This window comes from Rubrimonas cliftonensis, from assembly GCF_900107585.1.
Lineage (GTDB): Bacteria > Pseudomonadota > Alphaproteobacteria > Rhodobacterales > Rhodobacteraceae > Rubrimonas > Rubrimonas cliftonensis.
In genome coordinates, this window is the sequence record NZ_FNQM01000010.1 from 61,023 (window position 1) to 76,304 (window position 15,282).

Annotated in this window: 17 protein-coding genes; 7 read left to right on the plus strand and 10 right to left on the minus strand. The window is 72.3% G+C overall.

The window, feature by feature from the left end; genetic code table 11:
- Window positions 1–10: 10 nt before the first annotated feature.
- The 3 genes from BLW43_RS14775 to argH form a co-directional block, all read right to left on the minus strand.
- Window positions 11–334, minus strand: a complete 324-nt coding sequence (locus tag BLW43_RS14775; protein WP_093254615.1) for a DUF2834 domain-containing protein — start codon at window positions 332–334, stop codon at window positions 11–13.
- 113 nt (window positions 335–447) lie between these two features.
- Entirely contained in the window at window positions 448–639 is a 192-nt protein-coding gene (locus tag BLW43_RS14780; RefSeq protein ID WP_093254616.1) for a hypothetical protein, read from the minus strand.
- Window positions 636–2,003 carry an argininosuccinate lyase gene (argH, locus tag BLW43_RS14785; protein ID WP_425441186.1) on the minus strand — a complete coding sequence of 456 codons (1,368 nt, stop codon included), beginning with the start codon at window positions 2,001–2,003 and terminating at the stop codon, window positions 636–638. The genes BLW43_RS14780 and argH overlap by 4 nt, the downstream gene beginning before the upstream one ends.
- 101 nt (window positions 2,004–2,104) lie before the next feature.
- Between argH and BLW43_RS14790 the strand changes: the two genes are divergently transcribed.
- Window positions 2,105–2,707 (plus strand): TlpA disulfide reductase family protein, encoded by a 603-nt coding sequence (locus BLW43_RS14790; RefSeq protein WP_245731062.1) that lies wholly within the window; start codon window positions 2,105–2,107, stop codon window positions 2,705–2,707.
- Window positions 2,704–3,243, plus strand: a complete 540-nt coding sequence (locus BLW43_RS14795) for a YbaK/EbsC family protein (RefSeq protein ID WP_217632194.1) — start codon at window positions 2,704–2,706, stop codon at window positions 3,241–3,243. Before BLW43_RS14790 ends, BLW43_RS14795 begins: the two co-directional genes overlap by 4 nt.
- Before the next feature lie 40 nt (window positions 3,244–3,283).
- Here BLW43_RS14795 and BLW43_RS14800 read toward each other — a convergent pair whose 3' ends face one another.
- The gene (locus BLW43_RS14800) at window positions 3,284–3,964 is read right to left on the minus strand and encodes a hypothetical protein (protein ID WP_093254620.1); all 681 of its coding nucleotides are present in this window, start codon (window positions 3,962–3,964) and stop codon (window positions 3,284–3,286) included.
- A 200-nt stretch (window positions 3,965–4,164) separates the two neighbouring features.
- Between BLW43_RS14800 and ccoN the strand changes: the two genes are divergently transcribed.
- From ccoN to ccoP, 4 genes are read left to right on the plus strand one after another with little or no spacing between them, the layout of a single operon-like run.
- Window positions 4,165–5,796 carry a cytochrome-c oxidase, cbb3-type subunit I gene (gene ccoN, locus BLW43_RS14805; RefSeq protein WP_425441185.1) on the plus strand — a complete coding sequence of 544 codons (1,632 nt, stop codon included), beginning with the start codon at window positions 4,165–4,167 and terminating at the stop codon, window positions 5,794–5,796.
- 13 nt (window positions 5,797–5,809) lie between these two features.
- Entirely contained in the window at window positions 5,810–6,559 is a 750-nt protein-coding gene (gene ccoO, locus BLW43_RS14810; protein WP_093254622.1) for a cytochrome-c oxidase, cbb3-type subunit II, read from the plus strand.
- 11 nt (window positions 6,560–6,570) lie between these two features.
- Window positions 6,571–6,768: a cbb3-type cytochrome c oxidase subunit 3 gene (locus tag BLW43_RS14815; RefSeq protein WP_093254623.1), complete on the plus strand. Its 198-nt coding sequence runs from the start codon at window positions 6,571–6,573 to the stop codon at window positions 6,766–6,768.
- A gap of 2 nt (window positions 6,769–6,770) precedes the next feature.
- Entirely contained in the window at window positions 6,771–7,643 is an 873-nt protein-coding gene (ccoP, locus tag BLW43_RS14820; protein ID WP_093254624.1) for a cytochrome-c oxidase, cbb3-type subunit III, read from the plus strand.
- Between the two features lie 279 nt (window positions 7,644–7,922).
- Here the strand turns inward: ccoP and BLW43_RS14825 are convergent, their stop codons facing one another.
- The 4 genes from BLW43_RS14825 to BLW43_RS14840 form a co-directional block, all read right to left on the minus strand.
- The gene (locus tag BLW43_RS14825) at window positions 7,923–9,233 is read right to left on the minus strand and encodes an aspartate aminotransferase family protein (RefSeq protein ID WP_093254625.1); all 1,311 of its coding nucleotides are present in this window, start codon (window positions 9,231–9,233) and stop codon (window positions 7,923–7,925) included.
- A gap of 190 nt (window positions 9,234–9,423) precedes the next feature.
- The gene (locus BLW43_RS14830) at window positions 9,424–9,906 is read right to left on the minus strand and encodes a hypothetical protein (protein ID WP_093254627.1); all 483 of its coding nucleotides are present in this window, start codon (window positions 9,904–9,906) and stop codon (window positions 9,424–9,426) included.
- Between the two features lie 42 nt (window positions 9,907–9,948).
- A complete protein-coding gene (locus tag BLW43_RS14835; protein ID WP_093254628.1) occupies window positions 9,949–11,415 on the minus strand; it encodes a hypothetical protein in 1,467 nt (488 codons plus the stop codon).
- A 3-nt stretch (window positions 11,416–11,418) separates the two neighbouring features.
- Window positions 11,419–12,198 carry a hypothetical protein gene (locus BLW43_RS14840; RefSeq protein ID WP_093254630.1) on the minus strand — a complete coding sequence of 260 codons (780 nt, stop codon included), beginning with the start codon at window positions 12,196–12,198 and terminating at the stop codon, window positions 11,419–11,421.
- 259 nt (window positions 12,199–12,457) lie between these two features.
- Here BLW43_RS14840 and mtnK point away from each other — a divergent pair, with 259 nt between their 5' ends.
- Window positions 12,458–13,723 carry an S-methyl-5-thioribose kinase gene (mtnK, locus tag BLW43_RS14845; RefSeq protein WP_093254631.1) on the plus strand — a complete coding sequence of 422 codons (1,266 nt, stop codon included), beginning with the start codon at window positions 12,458–12,460 and terminating at the stop codon, window positions 13,721–13,723.
- A 583-nt stretch (window positions 13,724–14,306) separates the two neighbouring features.
- Here the strand turns inward: mtnK and BLW43_RS14855 are convergent.
- Window positions 14,307–14,525 (minus strand): hypothetical protein, encoded by a 219-nt coding sequence (locus BLW43_RS14855; protein WP_093254635.1) that lies wholly within the window; start codon window positions 14,523–14,525, stop codon window positions 14,307–14,309.
- A gap of 220 nt (window positions 14,526–14,745) precedes the next feature.
- Entirely contained in the window at window positions 14,746–15,264 is a 519-nt protein-coding gene (locus BLW43_RS14860; protein ID WP_281243540.1) for a di-heme oxidoredictase family protein, read from the minus strand.
- Between the last annotated feature and the right edge of the window lie 18 nt (window positions 15,265–15,282).

Sequence of the window (15,282 nt, forward strand, 5' to 3'; positions counted from 1 at the left end):
TCCGCCGCTTCTACCGCGCGTGGCCGGGGCGCGACCGCAGGAACAGGTAGAGCGGCAGCGCGCAGCTCACCCCGATCATGAAGCCCGCGGGGATGCAGACCAGGCTGAGCCAGTCGCGCCGCGGAACGCTCTCGACCAGCACCCAGATCACGATCACCAGCCAGGCCCAGGTGAGGTCGTAGACCAGCCCGGTGCCGGCGTCGGTCTCGTTCCAGACGTCGAGCATCAGCCCGAGGTTCCAGTCGTTGGCGACCAGCCAGGACCAGAAGTAGATCCAGGGGATGATCGCGCCGAGTATGGCCATGGCGAGCCAGAGCATGCGTAGCGGCGTCATGAGCGTCTCCGATCAGGCAGGAACGCGCAGGTAGCGCCGCGCACGGCCCGGACCACGGGGCGGACCTTGGCGCGTGATGCGGTGCATGATGCGGCGCGGACCATGGCGCGACGTCAGGGCCCTTCGCTCGACGGCAGCTCGCCGCGCGGCGCGTCGGTGTTGAGCTCGTCGTAGCCGGGCAGGCCGCTCCTGACGGCGGCCGGAGGCTCCACGCTGACGTCCGGCCGGCCGCCGGGCGAGAGGGGGTCTCCCTTCACGCCGCAGCCAGCGGCGGCCAGCGCCAGCAACGCGATCCAGGGTCTCATCGCTCCTCCTCCCGCCACCGGGCGATCTGCGCGCGCACCTGCGCCGGGGCGGTTCCACCGAGGCTCACGCGGCTAGCGACCGAGTTCTCCACGCCGAGCACCTCGAACACCGCCTCCGAGATCCGCGGCTCGACGGCCTGCATCTCGCCAAGCGGCAGCTCGGGCAGGTCGCATCCGAGCGCCTCGGCGCGCTTCACCAGCGCGCCGGTGACATGGTGGGCGTCGCGGAACGGCATCCCCAGCTCGCGCACCAGCCAGTCGGCGAGGTCGGTCGCGGTTGAGAAGCCGGTCGCCGCCGCGGCGCGGAGCTTCCCGGCGACCGGCTTCATGTCGCGCGCCATGCCCTCCATCGCGGAGAGCGCGAGGCCGAGGCTGTCGGCGGCGTCGAACACCGGCTCCTTGTCCTCCTGCATGTCCTTGGAATAGGTCAGCGGCAGGCCCTTCATCACCATCGTCAGCGCCGCCTGCGCGCCGAAGATGCGCCCGACCTTGGCGCGCACCAGTTCGGCGGCGTCGGGGTTGCGCTTCTGCGGCATGATCGAGGAGCCGGTGGAGAACGCGTCGGAGAGCTTCGCGAAGCCGAACTGCGCGCTCGACCAGATCACGATCTCCTCCGCCAGCCGCGACAGGTGCATGGCGCAGGTCGTCGCGCAGGCGAGGAACTCCAGCGCGAAGTCGCGGTCGGCGACCGCGTCCATCGAGTTGGCGCAGGGCCGGTCGAAACCGAGCGCCGAAGCGGTCGCCGCGCGGTCGATGGGAAAGGACGTGCCGGCGAGCGCCGCCGCGCCCAGCGGGCATTCGTTCATGCGGGCGCGCGCGTCGCGGAAGCGGGCGCGGTCGCGCCCGAACATCTCGACATAGGCCATCATGTGGTGGCCCCACGTCACCGGCTGCGCCACCTGAAGGTGGGTGAAGCCGGGCATCGGCAGGTCGGCCCCCGCCTCCGCCTGGTCGAGCAGCGCCGCGATCAGCCGCGTGAGCGCCGCCTGCGCCCCGTCGCAGGCGTCCCGCACCCAGAGCCGGAAGTCGAGCGCCACCTGGTCGTTGCGCGAGCGCGCGGTGTGCAGCCGCCCCGCCGCCGCGCCGATGATCTCGCGCAGGCGGGCCTCCACGTTCATGTGGATGTCCTCCAGCGCCTCGGAGAAGGCGAAGTCGCCGCGGGCGATCTCCGCGAGGATCTGCGCGAGGCCCGCGTCGATGGCGGCGCGGTCCTGCGCCGAGATGATCCCCTGCGCGGCGAGCATCGCGGCGTGGGCGCGGCTGCCCGCGATGTCCTGCGCCGCGAGGCGGCGGTCGAAGCCGATCGAGGCGTTGATCGCGGTCATCACCTGCGCGGGGGACTGCGCGAAGCGCCCGCCCCACATGACGTTGCTTTGATCCGTCGGCCCCGCGTCGGCGGTTTCGCCGGGCCGGCCATCGGGGTATGCGTTCGTCATCTCGTCGAGCCCCTGACCGGAGACGCCCCATGCTGCGCGCAGCCCGTCGCCTCTACACCGCCGCCCTGGCGCTGACCACCCCCGTCGCCCTGCTCTCGCTCGCGCTCGCGGGGGCCGCGCAGGCGCTGAGCGAGGCGGAGCGCGGCGCGCTGGAGGCGGCGCGCGCGGGCGAAATGACCAAGCTGAACGTCGGCGACGCGCCGAAGCCCCGTTTCGAGACGCCCTTCGTGGACGGCGACGGCGCCGAGGTCCGGTTCGGCGACTTCGCCGGCAAGGTCGTGCTGGTGAACTTCTGGGCGACGTGGTGCCCGCCCTGCCTGAAGGAGATGCCCGCGCTCGACAGGCTCGCCGGCGCGCTGGAGGGCGACGACTTCGCCGTGGTGGCGATCTCCGCCGACCGCGGCGACATCGACAAGCCGCGGAACTGGTTGGCGGAGAACGACATCGACCACCTGCGCCTGTATCACGACGCGCGCCAGGCGCTGTCGCGCGAAGCCGCCGTGGTGGGAATGCCGACGACGCTGCTGCTCGACCGTCAGGGCCGCGAGGTCGCGCGCCTGCTGGGCGACGCGGAATGGGACGGGCCGGAGGCGCGCGCGGTGATCGAGGCGCTGATGGCGGCGGCGCCTTGAGCGGGGCGACGGGCGATCCGGTCGCGCCTGCGCCTAGGCCTGACGCGGCGCTCGCCGCCGCGCCGCCGCCGGGCGCGCTGAAGGTCGCGGCGGCGCTGGAGGCGGCGGGCGCGCCGGCGCGCATCGTGCGGACGCCGGCCAGCGCCCACACCGCCGAGCAGGCGGCCGCGGCCTGCGGCTGCGACGTCGGCCGGATCGTCAAGAGCCTGGTGTTCCGCGACGGGCCCGACGGGCCGGCGCGCATGGTGCTGGCCTCGGGGGCCAACCGCGTCCACGAGAAGCGGCTCGGTCGCCTGCTCGGCGTCGCGCTGACGCGCGCCGACGCGGATTTCGTCAAGGCGGCGACAGGCTTCTCCATCGGCGGCGTCTCGCCCTTCGGCCTGCCCGAGGCGATGCGCGCCGGCATGATCGTCGACGCGGACATCGCGCGGCTCGACACCGTCTGGGCCGCCGCCGGGGCGCCCGACTGCGTGGTGGAGATCGCGGTGGAGACCCTGCTGCGCGTCACCGGCGGCCGGATCGCCCGCATCGTCTAGCCGCCCCGATGCGGACGCCGCGATCCGGACGCCGCTCCCTTCAGGCGCGGACGCGAGCGCCGTCTATCACGAGGAGGTCGGCGCGCGTGCTGAGCGGCGCGGCGGCGACGCCGGCGGCGAGCCTGGCGCCCATCGCCGTCGCCGCCTCGGGGTCGAGCCGCCGGCGCGCCAGCGGCATGATGGCGTCCTCGACCCAGTCAACCCGCCGTCGGATCGCCTCGAAGCAGGCGCGCAGGCCGAAGCCCAGCGCCTCGGGCTCCGCGGCGTGGCCGGCGTCGAGAAATGTGTCGAGCGCGTCGGCGAGCTCCGCGGCCATGCCGCACACCATCGAGCCCTCGCGCCGGGCGAAGCGCACGACCTGAAGCGCGGCCTGCGCCTCCATGTCGCCAACGCCGGGCGACGCGCCGGCGAGGGTGTAGAGTTCTTCCTCCGCGGCGATCGGCGCCGCCAGCGGCCAGCGCGACGCGCCCTGCCGGGCGATCATGCGCAGGCGCGTCGCAGCGAGCGCCGTCGCCGAGGGGCAGGCCAGATGCGGCAGCCCGTCGGCTATGCGCTCGAGCATGTCGGCGAGCCCGCGCAGACTGCGCTCGCGCAGCGCGACGAAGCCGAGCGGATCGGCCCGGATCGCCGCCTCGCTCCAGGCGCCGCCGCGCATCGCCGAACGACTGCCGCGCCAGGCCGCCGCCGTCCCGCGCTCAAGCTCGTGTCCCCGGTCGTCCATCGCGCTCTCCCGCCGCTGGGGCAAGCACGGGGCGCGCAACAGGTCGCACCCCGGAATTGTCCATCGTCACAGGCGATAGGATGCCCTGCGACGCCACGGCGCGCTTTGACATGGCTCAAGGCGGGCGGATGCGCGCTACCCTACCCCGCAAGCACGCCCGGCATCTCCGGGTTGGAACGAGTTTGAGACGGGGACCCGCAATGGGAGCGATGCAGGCGGCGCGGCTGGCGTTCTTCGGCCTTGCGATGGTGGCGACGGCGTTCGCCGCGGCGCGAGGACACGACCAGGTCTATTCCGTGCACATGATGATCTTCTGCGCGATCAGCGCTCTGCTGTTCTTCCGCAGCTTCAGGGTGCGGGAGCTCGCGCCCCTCGGCGCCGGCCCCGGCTTCGCGTCCGAGGAGAAGTACGAGACCGGCGTGATCCGCTTCGGGGTTATCATGACGACGTTCTGGGGCGTGGCGGGCTTCCTGCTCGGCGTTCTGGTGGCGTCGCAGCTCGCCTGGCCCGACCTGAACTTCGAGCCCTGGTTCACCTTCGGCCGGCTGCGCCCGGCGCACACCTCCGCGGTGATCTTCGCCTTCGGCGGCACGGCGCTCATCGCCACCTCGCTCTACGTCGTGCAGCGCACGACCGGCGCGGCGCTGTGGTCGCGCCAGCTGGGCTGGTTCGTGATGCTCGGCTATCAGCTCTTCATCGTGCTCGCGGCGACCTCCTACCTGCTCGGCGGCTCCCAGAGCCGCGAATACGCCGAGCCGGAATGGTACATCGACCTGTGGCTCACCATCGTATGGGTCGCCTATCTCGCGCTGTTTCTCGGCACGATCTTCAAGCGCAAGGAGCCGCACATCTACGTCGCGAACTGGTTCTACCTCGCCTTCATCGTGACCATCGCGATGCTGCATGTGGTGAACAACCTCGCGGTGCCGGTCTCGTTCCTCGGCTCGAAGTCCTACTCCGCCTTCTCCGGCGTGCAGGACGCGCTGACGCAGTGGTGGTACGGCCACAACGCGGTGGGCTTCTTCCTGACCGCCGGGTTCCTCGGCATGATGTACTACTTCGTGCCGAAACAGGCCGAGCGCCCGGTGTTCAGCTACCGGCTTTCGATCGTGCACTTCTGGTCGCTGATCTTCCTCTACATCTGGGCGGGTCCGCACCACCTGCACTACACCGCGCTGCCGAACTGGGCGCAGACGCTGGGCATGGTGTTCTCGATCATGCTGTGGATGCCGTCCTGGGGCGGCATGATCAACGGCCTGATGACGCTGTCGGGCGCGTGGGACAAGCTGCGCACCGACCCGATCATCCGCATGATGGTCGCCGCCATCGCGTTCTACGGCATGAGCACCTTCGAGGGGCCGCTGATGTCGATCCGCGCCGTCAACTCGCTGTCACACTACACCGACTGGACCATCGGCCACGTCCATTCCGGCGCGCTGGGCTGGGTGGGGATGATCACTTTCGGCGCGATCTACTACCTCACGCCGAGGCTGTGGGGCCGCGAACGGCTCTACTCGGTGGCCATGGTGAACTGGCACTTCTGGCTGGCGACCGCGGGCATCGTGCTCTATGCCGCCGCCATGTGGGTCTCGGGCATCATGCAGGGCCTGATGTGGCGCGAGACCAACGACCTCGGCTTCCTCGTCTACTCCTTCGCGGAGACAGTCGAGGCGATGCACCCCTTCTACGTCATCCGCGTGTTCGGCGGCGTGCTCTACCTGCTGGGCGGGATTCTCATGGCGTGGAACGTCTACAAGACCATCAAGGGCGACCTGCGCGTGGAGGCCGCCGAAGGCGCGCCCCGCGCCGGCGCCGTCGCGGCGGCGGAATAAGGGAGGCGAGCGGATGTCAATCTGGACCCATCACGGCAAGATCGAGCGCAACGCCACGCTGCTGCTGGTGCTGAGCCTCGTGACCGTCTCGATCGGCGGCGTCGTGGAGATCGCGCCGCTGTTCTACCTCCAGAACACCATCGAGAAGGTGGACGGGATGCGCCCCTACACGCCGCTGGAGCTGAAGGGCCGCGACATCTACGTGCGGGAGGGGTGCTACCTCTGCCACAGCCAGATGATCCGCCCGATGCGCGACGAGGTGGAGCGCTACGGCCACTTCTCGCTGGCGGCCGAAAGCATGTACGACCATCCGTTCCAGTGGGGCTCCAAGCGCACCGGGCCCGACCTCGCGCGCGTCGGCGGCAAGTACTCCAACGACTGGCATGTGCAGCACCTGATCGCGCCGCGCTCGCTGGTGCCGGAGTCGATCATGCCGAACTACAGCTTCCTCGCCGAGACGCCGCTCGACTATGCGCAAATCGAGGGACATCTGCGCGCCAACGTGGCGGTGGGCGTCCCCTACACCGAGGAGATGATCGCCAACGCCAAGCTCGACCTCTGGAGCCAGGCGCGGCCGGACCACGACCGCTCGGACGTCGACGCCCTGCAGGCGCGCTACGGCGACAAGGCGACGGCCCAGGTGTGGGACGGCGACCCCTCAGACATCACCGAGATGGACGCCATGGTGGCCTATCTCCAGATGCTCGGGACGCTGGTGGACTTCTCCACCTACGACCCGATGGCGTCCGAGAACCTGCGCTGAGGGAGGACGAGATGGAAACCTATACCGCCATGCGCGCCTTCGCCGACAGCTGGGGCCTTCTGGCCATGCTGCTGTTCTTCCTGGGGGTCTGCCTGCGGCTGCTGAGCCCGCGCGCCAGACGCGACGCGCAGGACGCCGCGCAGATCCCCTTCCGAGACCCCGACGCCTACGACCGCAACGCCCTCGACCGCGCCGAGAAGGACGCCTGACCATGGCTGAGAAACGCATCGACGAGGCGACCGGCGTCGAGACCACCGGTCACGAGTTCGACGGCATCGCCGAGCTCAACAATCCGATGCCGCAGTGGTGGCTGTCGATCTTCTACGCCTGCGTGGCCTTCGCGCTGATCTACACGATCTTCTTTCCGGCGTGGCCGATGGTGACCAAGGCCACCGAGGGGTGGCTCGGCTACACCGCCCGCGGCGAGGTGGCCGAGGAGATCGCCGAGCACGCCGAGAGTCAGGCCGTCTGGCGCCAGCGCATCGCCGACACCGACATCGAGGCGATCCGCAACGACCCCGAGCTGCTCCAGTTCGCCATGGCGGCGGGACGGGCGAACTTCGCGGTGAACTGCTCCCAGTGCCACGGCTCCGGCGCGGCCGGAAACGTCGGCGGCTACCCCAACCTCAACGACGACGACTGGATCTGGGGCGGCGACCTTGAAAGCATCTACACCACGATCGCCCACGGCGTCCGCAACGAGGCCGACCCCGACGCCCGCTACTCCGAGATGCCGCGCTACGGCGTCGACGAGCTGCTCTCCCGCGAGGAGATCGCCCAGGTTGCGCAGTATGTCGTGAGCCTCTCCGGCGGCGAGCAAGACGCGGCGGCGGTCGAGGCGGGCATGGAGATCTACCTCGACAACTGCGCCGCCTGCCACGGCGACGAGGGCCTTGGCGTCCCGGAGGTCGGCGCGCCGAACCTCGCCGACAGCGTATGGCTCTATGGCGGCTCGGCCGAGCAGATCGCGGCTCAGGTCTGGCGGCCGCAGCAGGGCGTGATGCCGCCCTGGCTCGGCAAGCTGGGCGAGACGCAGGTCAAGGAACTCGCCGTCTACGTCCACGCCCTCGGCGGCGGCGTCTGAACGCGCGCCCAAGCCGTGCTCAAGCCGCGCACCGTCCCGGTCCACGCTGACCGCCCGCCGACCGACGGCGAGCCTCGGAGGCGGCCCGGCGTCGGGTCGCCGGCGTGGGAGAGGCGTCGGGTCGCCGGCGGGGACGACGGCTCCCGGCACGCTTGAGGCGCCGCTGTTCCGGACGGTCGGTCCGGCCGATCATCGGCTCGTGACAGCGTCGCGCCGCCCGCGCATCGCAGGTCCGGACCCGCCGCTTGCTCGACCACGGTCGCAGGGAGCGGCGGGCGCTCACGCCGCGGCGCGGCCCCGCTCCAGCCCGTGGCGGATCGCTTCGCGCAGGATTGAGAGGCCGAGGTCGATCTCCGCGTCGCTCACCGTCAGCGGCGGCGCGATGCGGAACACCCCGCCCGAGCCCGGCAGCGCGACGATGTTCATGCTGAGGCCCATCTCCAGCGCCTGCGCCGTGATCCGGTCGCCCAGATCGGGGTCCGGCGCCTTGGAGGCCTTGTCGCGCACGATCTCCAGCCCCAGCAGCAGACCCCGCCCGCGCACGTCGCCGACGCAGTCGAACTCCGCCCTGAGCGCCTCCAGCCCCGCACGCAGCCGCGCCCCCGCACCCTCCGCGCGCGCCACGAGGCCGTCGCGCAGGATCGTCTCGATCACCGCGAGGCCCACGGCGGCGGGCAGCGGGTCGGAAACATGGGTGGTGTAGAACAGGAAGCCGCGGGCGTGGAGCTCCGCCTCGATCTCGGCGCTCGTCATCACCGCCGACAGCGGCAGGCCGGCGCCGAGGGTCTTGGAGAGCGTCAGGATGTCGGGCGTCACGCCGTCGCGCTCGAAGGCGAACATGCGTCCGGTCCGTCCCATGCCGGTCTGCGCCTCGTCCAGCACCAGCATCATGCCGCGCCGGTCGCAATGCGCCTTCAGCGCCGCGAGATAGCCCGGCGGCAGGTCGAGGATGCCGCCCGATGAGAGGATCGGCTCGGCGATGAAGGCCGCCAGCGCCCCGGTCGACTGCCGGTCGACCAGCTCGAAGCCGTAGTCGAGCTCAGCCCGCCAGTCGTAGCCCGCCGCCGGCCCGAAGCTCGGGCGGTAGAGGTTCGGCGCCATGATCGCCATGCCGCCGACGCCGAGCGGTCCGTAGCCCTTGCGCCCAGCGGAATAGGTCGCCGCCGCGGCGCCGCCGGTCATCCCGTGCCAGGACTGGGCGAAGCCCACGACCTCGTGGCCGCCGGTGACGAGCCGCGCCATCTTCAGCGCCGCCTCGTTGGACTCCGCCCCGGTGCTGAGCAGCAGCACGCGGTCGAGCCCCGGCGGCGTCAGCCCGATCAGCGCCTCCGACAGCGCGATCACCGGCTCAGACAGCATGCCCGAGAACAGGTGGTCGAGCTCGCCGATCTGCCGGCGCACCGTCTCCACGATCGCGGGATGGGCGTGGCCGAGGATCGCGCTCATCTGGCCGGAGGTGAAGTCGAGCACGCGCCGCCCCGCGGCGTCGAAGACGAAACTCCCCTCCGCCCGCGCCGCGACGAAGCGCGAGAAGGCGCCGCCGTAGCGGATCAGGGCGGCGTCGGCGCGCGCGAGCTGGTCTGCGGACATGGCGGTGCTCCCATCGGAAATGCTGCGACGCGGCGGGGTGGAGACGCGATGCGCGCCGCCCGGCCCTATCCGGTGAGCATGGGGCCCGCCGCGGCCGCGCTCAAGCCGAATTCGGGCCGCACCGGGCGCCCTTCCGTCCGACGCCGGCGGCTCGGTCGAGCCCGGCGCGTTCTCTGGGCGGGGCGCGTTCTTACGGTCTGGCCGGCCTGCGGGCGACGACCACCGTCACCGGCCCTGACCGCACGCCCGCGAAGTCGGCCGCGATCTCGTAGGTTCCCGGCGCAATGAACGCGCCCGTCGCCGCCTGCGCGTCGATGTGGAAGTATCCCGAGATGATGGTGTTCGCCAGCGCCTCCGGCGAGGGTTCCGGGGCTCCCGGCGGCGGCGGGATCTCCGGCTCGTCGAGCTCGCCCTCGACGACCGCGAGGCCCCGCACCGCAGGCCCCCCGTCGCGGCTGACATGGAGCGTCAGCGGCGCGTCGCTGGCGTCCGAGGCGCGCAGCTGGAACGCCCCGCAGACCGGCACGACCGGGGTTTCCGAGAGGCCCACCGAGACGCGCTCGGGCGCGGCGATCAGCACGCCCTCGAAGGCGTCCGGCAGCGCCGGCGAGCAGGGCGAGGCCGCCGCCGCGCCGAGGGGCGCGTCCTGAAAGATCGCCGGGTCGAAATCCATGGCCTCGCTCCTCTCGCTGAAGCCGGGCGACGCGCCGCCGCGTCACCATCCGGCGGTGATGTCGACCTTCTTCACGCCCGGCGCGCAGTCGGCGCAGAACGCGGTGCGCTGGTTCACGGTGCCGAACATGACGCAGGTCGAGGCCGTAAGGTTGGCGGAGGTGGCGTAGCTCGCCTGCCCCGCCGCGCAGCCCTGGTGGCAATGGCTGCCCACATGGCCGCTGTTGTCGTACTGCTTGGCGGCGCGGTCGGGCTGGCCGCCGGTTCCCTTTGTCACCTGCTGGACCTTGTGGCCGATCTCGTGGACGACCACGCATTTCTGCTTCGCCGCGCTCTGGGTCGCCCACCACGCCTTCGTGCAGACGCAGGTCATGGCGCCGCCGAATGCCAGCCCGCCGCGCATCCGGTCCACCACGTTCACAGTGACGGTGATCTGCCCGGCGCCGGCCGGCAGACCGGTGACGTCCACCACCACCTCGTTCCAGTAGTCGCCGGTTCCGGCGTGGGTCACCTTCGCCTGCGGGATCGCGACAGTCGCGGCGCCGCCCGCATAGCTGGCGCTGACGAACCAGCCCTCGCCGGTGACGATGTCGTGCCACAGATATCGCGTCGCGACCGTGTTGGGCGGGCGCAGCCCCGCCGCGCGCACCGCCAGCCGCACCGCCGGCTTGCCGGGGCCGACCTGCGTTCCGGCCGCGCTGCGCAGGACGACGCCGGCGTTCTTGACCGCCAGATGGTCGGTGTAGGCGTTGACCAGCAGGTGCGGCTTCTTCGCGTTGTGCGCAGCCGAGGCCGACACGGCGGCGTCGGCGTTGGCCTTGAGCGTGTTGCTGTCGGTCGTGTCGCCGATGTTCTCCTGATGCGCCACGGCGAGGTCGGCGAGCTTCTTGAGCTTCAGGTGGTGGCTGTCGTACTCGCTCTCGACGTCGGCGGTCGAGCCCAGCACGCCGGCCAGCCCGCTCATCTTCGCCTCGGTGAACCAGACGAGGCGCTTGGTCGTCAGGTCGCCCGTGCGCACCTTCTTGCCCTTGTCGTCCTCGGCCTCCGCCTTGAAGGCGTAGCCGCCGCCGACCACGAGATCGAAGCCGTCGAAGATCTTCTCGCCGTTCGCGTCGGTCGTGAAGCTCTTCTGGTCGGCGGTATAGGTGAACTTGGCGTTGCGGCCCGTCTCGGTCGCGGTGTAGGCGGGCGTGCCCGTCGGCGCCAGCAGCTTCACCTTGAACGCATGGGCGCCGGGCTTGTCGAACTTCACCTTCAGGCGCGGGCGTCGGCCCAGCCGGTCGATGTTGGGAATGTCCGGCGCGTCAACCCATTTCGCGTCCCGCGGCAGGTTGACCCACTGCGTCGCGCTGTCGACCAGCGCCTCGGATCCGGTCGCGCCGCCGTCGACCCACTTGATCTCCACGATCGCGGCGTCAGCGAGCGGGCAGGTCTGGGTCGGGCTGTCCACGCCGGCGTCGCCGTTGTTCTCGGCGCAGGTCTGCGAGGGGCTGGGCGGGACAGGGCACATGGATCAGGCGCCTCCGTTTGCGCGGGCGCCTTCGAGGGCGCGGTCGAGGATGCCAGCGGCGACTGCGAACAGCGCGGCGTCCCGCGCCTCTCCGGGCGGAGCGGCGGCGAGCGCCCGGCCCGCCTCGCCCGCCGCGCCGAGCGCCAGCGGATCGCGCGGGAAGCCCGACCCGGAGACGAGCGCCAGCAGGGCGTATAGCACCCGCGCCGGCGTCGAGGCCGCGCCCCAGGCGGCTCCCGCCGCTCCGGCGGCCAAGGCCGCCTGCGCGGTTGTCTCCCTCCCGAAGAAGGCGACGCGCTCGGGGTGAATGCGCTCGTAGAGCGCCGCCACGCCCGCGGCGCCGTCGATGGCGAAGGCGTCCGGCGCCTTCGTCCACGCCCTCAGCCGCGCCAGCGCCCGGAAAAGATGCTCTCCCTCCGGCCCGTTCACGGCCGGAAGGAAGGCGGCGCTGTTGGCGTGCGTCGCGTCCATCCGCGCCAGCGGCCCGCCGACGTCGGCGTCGTCGAGCGGCGCGCGGATGCGGGCGAGCAGCGGGTCCTCGTCGAAGAACGCGCCGTGCATCGCCATGTGGTCGATGTAGGACTGCGCCGTGGCCACCGTGGTCATGCCATGCGCCGCGCCCCGCTCAAGTCCCAGCGCGATGAGCGCGTCGACGGCGTCGGCCCCCGCGAGACCGGTCTGGCGCGGAAAATAGCGCGCCAGATGCGCCCTCATGCGCGCGGCGAAACGCTCCGCGGCCTGCTGCGCGAGCGTCGCCTCCTGCTGCGGCTTGATCTTGAGCAAGGCGGGGCTCCTGCGGGCGGATCGTTTGCGGGGCCGTCATGGCGGCGAGGTCTTGGGCGGCGAGGTCGTGGCCGTCCGATAATCGCGGGCGCGGCGTCGGCGCGTCGACTACACGCGCTTGCGCGCCGCCGGTCAATCGTTCCGCGCGCCTTCCCGCGGGCCGCGCCATTGACAATCCGGCTGAGGGAACGCGACCGTTCATGCGGCAGGGGGGCCCGGTCGCCCCGCGACCGGCCAGTGCGGCGGGGGGAACAAGTCCATGACGACGCAGGGTTACGCCGCGCTGACGCTGGAGACGCTGCCGAGCCGGCTCGGCGAGGTGGCGGCGGCGCGCGCCCGTCTGGGCGAGCCCGCCGCGTGGCGCGCGCGCGAGGTCGGCGACGGCAACCTCAACCTCGTCTTCATCGTCGAGGGGCCGGAAGGCGCGGTGGTGGTCAAGCAGGCGCTGCCCTATGTGCGGCTGGTCGGCGAGAGCTGGCCGCTGCCGCTCTCGCGCAGCTTCTTCGAGCACGAGGCGCTGGTGCGCCAGGCCGCGCGCGACCCCGGCGCCGCGCCGGAGGTGTTCCACTTCGACCGCGAGCAGGCGTTGATCGTGATGGAGTTCCTCGACCGACACGTCATCCTGCGCCGCGCAATGATCGAGGGCCGTCGCATCGCGGGGCTGGGGCGGCGGCTCGGCCTGTTCTGCGCCCGCACGCTGTTTCGCGGCTCGGACCTTTCGATGCTGGCGGCCGACCGCAAGGCTGACCTCGCGCTCTTCGCCGGCAACGCGGCGCTCTGCGACATCACCGAGAACCTCGTCTTCTCGGACCCCTACCGCGACGCGCCGATGAACCGCCACACGCCGGGCCTCGACGCCCTCGCAGCGCGGCTGCGCGGCGACATGGCGATGAAGCGCGTGGCGCAGCACATGAAATGGGCTTTCGCCACACAGGCGGAGACGCTGCTGCACGGCGACCTGCACACCGGCTCGGTGATGGTCTCCGACGACGACATCCGTGTGATCGACCCCGAATTCGCGACCTACGGCCCGATGGGCTTCGATGTCGGGATGCTGGTCGCCAACTTCCTGATGGCGTTCTGCGCCCAGCCCGGCCACGCCTCCGACCCCGGCGCGCGGGACGCCTACGCGGACTGGCTGCTGGAGGAGACGGCGGCGATCTGGTCGGCCTTCGTCGGGGAGTTCACCCGGCTCTGGCGGACGGAGCGGGCCGGGATGCTCTACGAGGCGCGGCTCTTCGAGGCTCAGGGCTGCGGCCTCGGCGCCGAGCAGGCCCGGCTGGAGCGGCTCGCCGCGATCTGGCGCGACGCGCTCGGCTTCTGTGGGGTCGAGATGCACCGCCGAATTCTGGGCCTCGCCCACAACGCCGACTTCGAGACCATCGCCGACGAGGCCGCCCGCGCCGCCTGCGAGGCCCGCGCGCTGGAGATCGGCCGGGTGCTTGCGCTGAGCCGGGACGCCGCGCCGGACATGGCGGCGGCGCTCGAGACGGCGCGTGAGATCGCAGGGCGCGACCTGCTCTAGCGGCGCGGTCTCGACCGCCGCGGGGCCCGCAGGCTTGTCGCGGCGCGCATTTGTCCAGGATCGAATGTCCTCGAAATCGCCGCGCGCCGGCCTGCGCGCCGCCCGCCCCAGCCTCCTGCGCGCGACCGCCCGCGCGACCGTCCGCGCGACCGTCGCGCGTCGGCGGCGCGGCGCGTCCGAGCGCGACGAGGTGGTTGTCGAACGCCCCGTCGCAGTCCTTGCCCCGCGTCGCGCGCAGCGCGCCATTGTCGACGCGCGCGCAGCGCCGCGCCGCCGCCCGTGGTGAAGGCGAAACGGTCGCCGGAGGGGGCAACGCCGCAGATGTCGCGACCCTCCAGCGCCATCGCGTCGCCGCCACCGGTCGGAAACACGAGCGCCAGACCCCCGCGCGGCTCGGTGATCGCGGCGTGAGCCCCGCCGCGCGCCCCGCCGCGCGCCCCGTCGCGCGCGCCGTCGCCCACCGGCCTGCCGAGGCGCAGGTCTGCGAGCCGCTCCAGCGCCGTCGCGAAGGCGCGATGGAGGCGGTCAGCGCCTCGGTCGCGTCGCGGTAAGGCGCGCCGTCAGGGCCCTCCATGGCGCGCGCCTAGCCGCCGCGCCAGTCGGCGTCGACCGCAGGTGCCGTGGCGGCGAGGTTGGCGGCGACGGCGGCGGCGAGCCGGCCGGGATAGCCTTCCTGGGCCGGCGCGTCGGCGTCGACCAGCAGCCAGTCGAGCGCCGTCAGCCCCCGCGCCGCGATCGACGCCCATCCACGCGTAGAAGGCGGCGCCGCCCCACAGCGCCCGCGCCGTCCTGGCCAGCTCAACGGTCGCCGCGGCGAGGCTGGCGAAGCGGGACAGGGCGTGCGCCTCGACCGCCGCCCGCGCCCGCGTCGCCGGATCGCGCGGCTCGGGCGCATCGCCCGGCGAAGCTGCCTCCAGATCGCCTGCGGGCAAGTCGGGAGACGCGGCGCGACGAGGACGGTCCGGGCCGCGGCGGACTGCGCCAGCGTCGGCGCACGCAGGGCGGCGAGGATCAGGCGCAGGTCAGAGCGACTCCAGAAAGCGGATCAGGGCGTCCCGGTCGGGCTTCGCCGTGGCGGCGACGGCGTTGCGCGCGGGCTGCGCCTCGCCGCCATGCCAGAGTACGGCCTCATCAGGGTCCGCGCCCTGCCCGCGTGGAGGAAACCCGCCTCGGGCGACACCGTCCGGGCCAGCCCCACGCCCCAGAGCGGCGGCGTGCGCCATTCGCGCCCCGTCGCGACGCCCGTCAGCCAGCCCCTCGCCCATGTCGTGCCGCAGCAGGTCGGTAGTTGGCCTGATCAGTTGAGAGCTGTGCTTGTCGCGCCCCGCCAGCCTGTGCGTGACGAAGCTGGGCCGGCGGCAGGCGGCGCAGCCGGCCTCGTGGAACAGCGCCTCGCCGCGCAGGACCGGCGGTTCGGTCACGTCGCGCCGCGCCGGAACGGCCAGATTAGCGCTGTAGAAGGTCACGAGGTCGAGCGCCGCGTCGCCCACCTCGAATAAACCCTGCTCGGGTTGGCCGCAATGGGGCGCCGCGCGGCTGATCCTGCCCCAGGTTGGTGG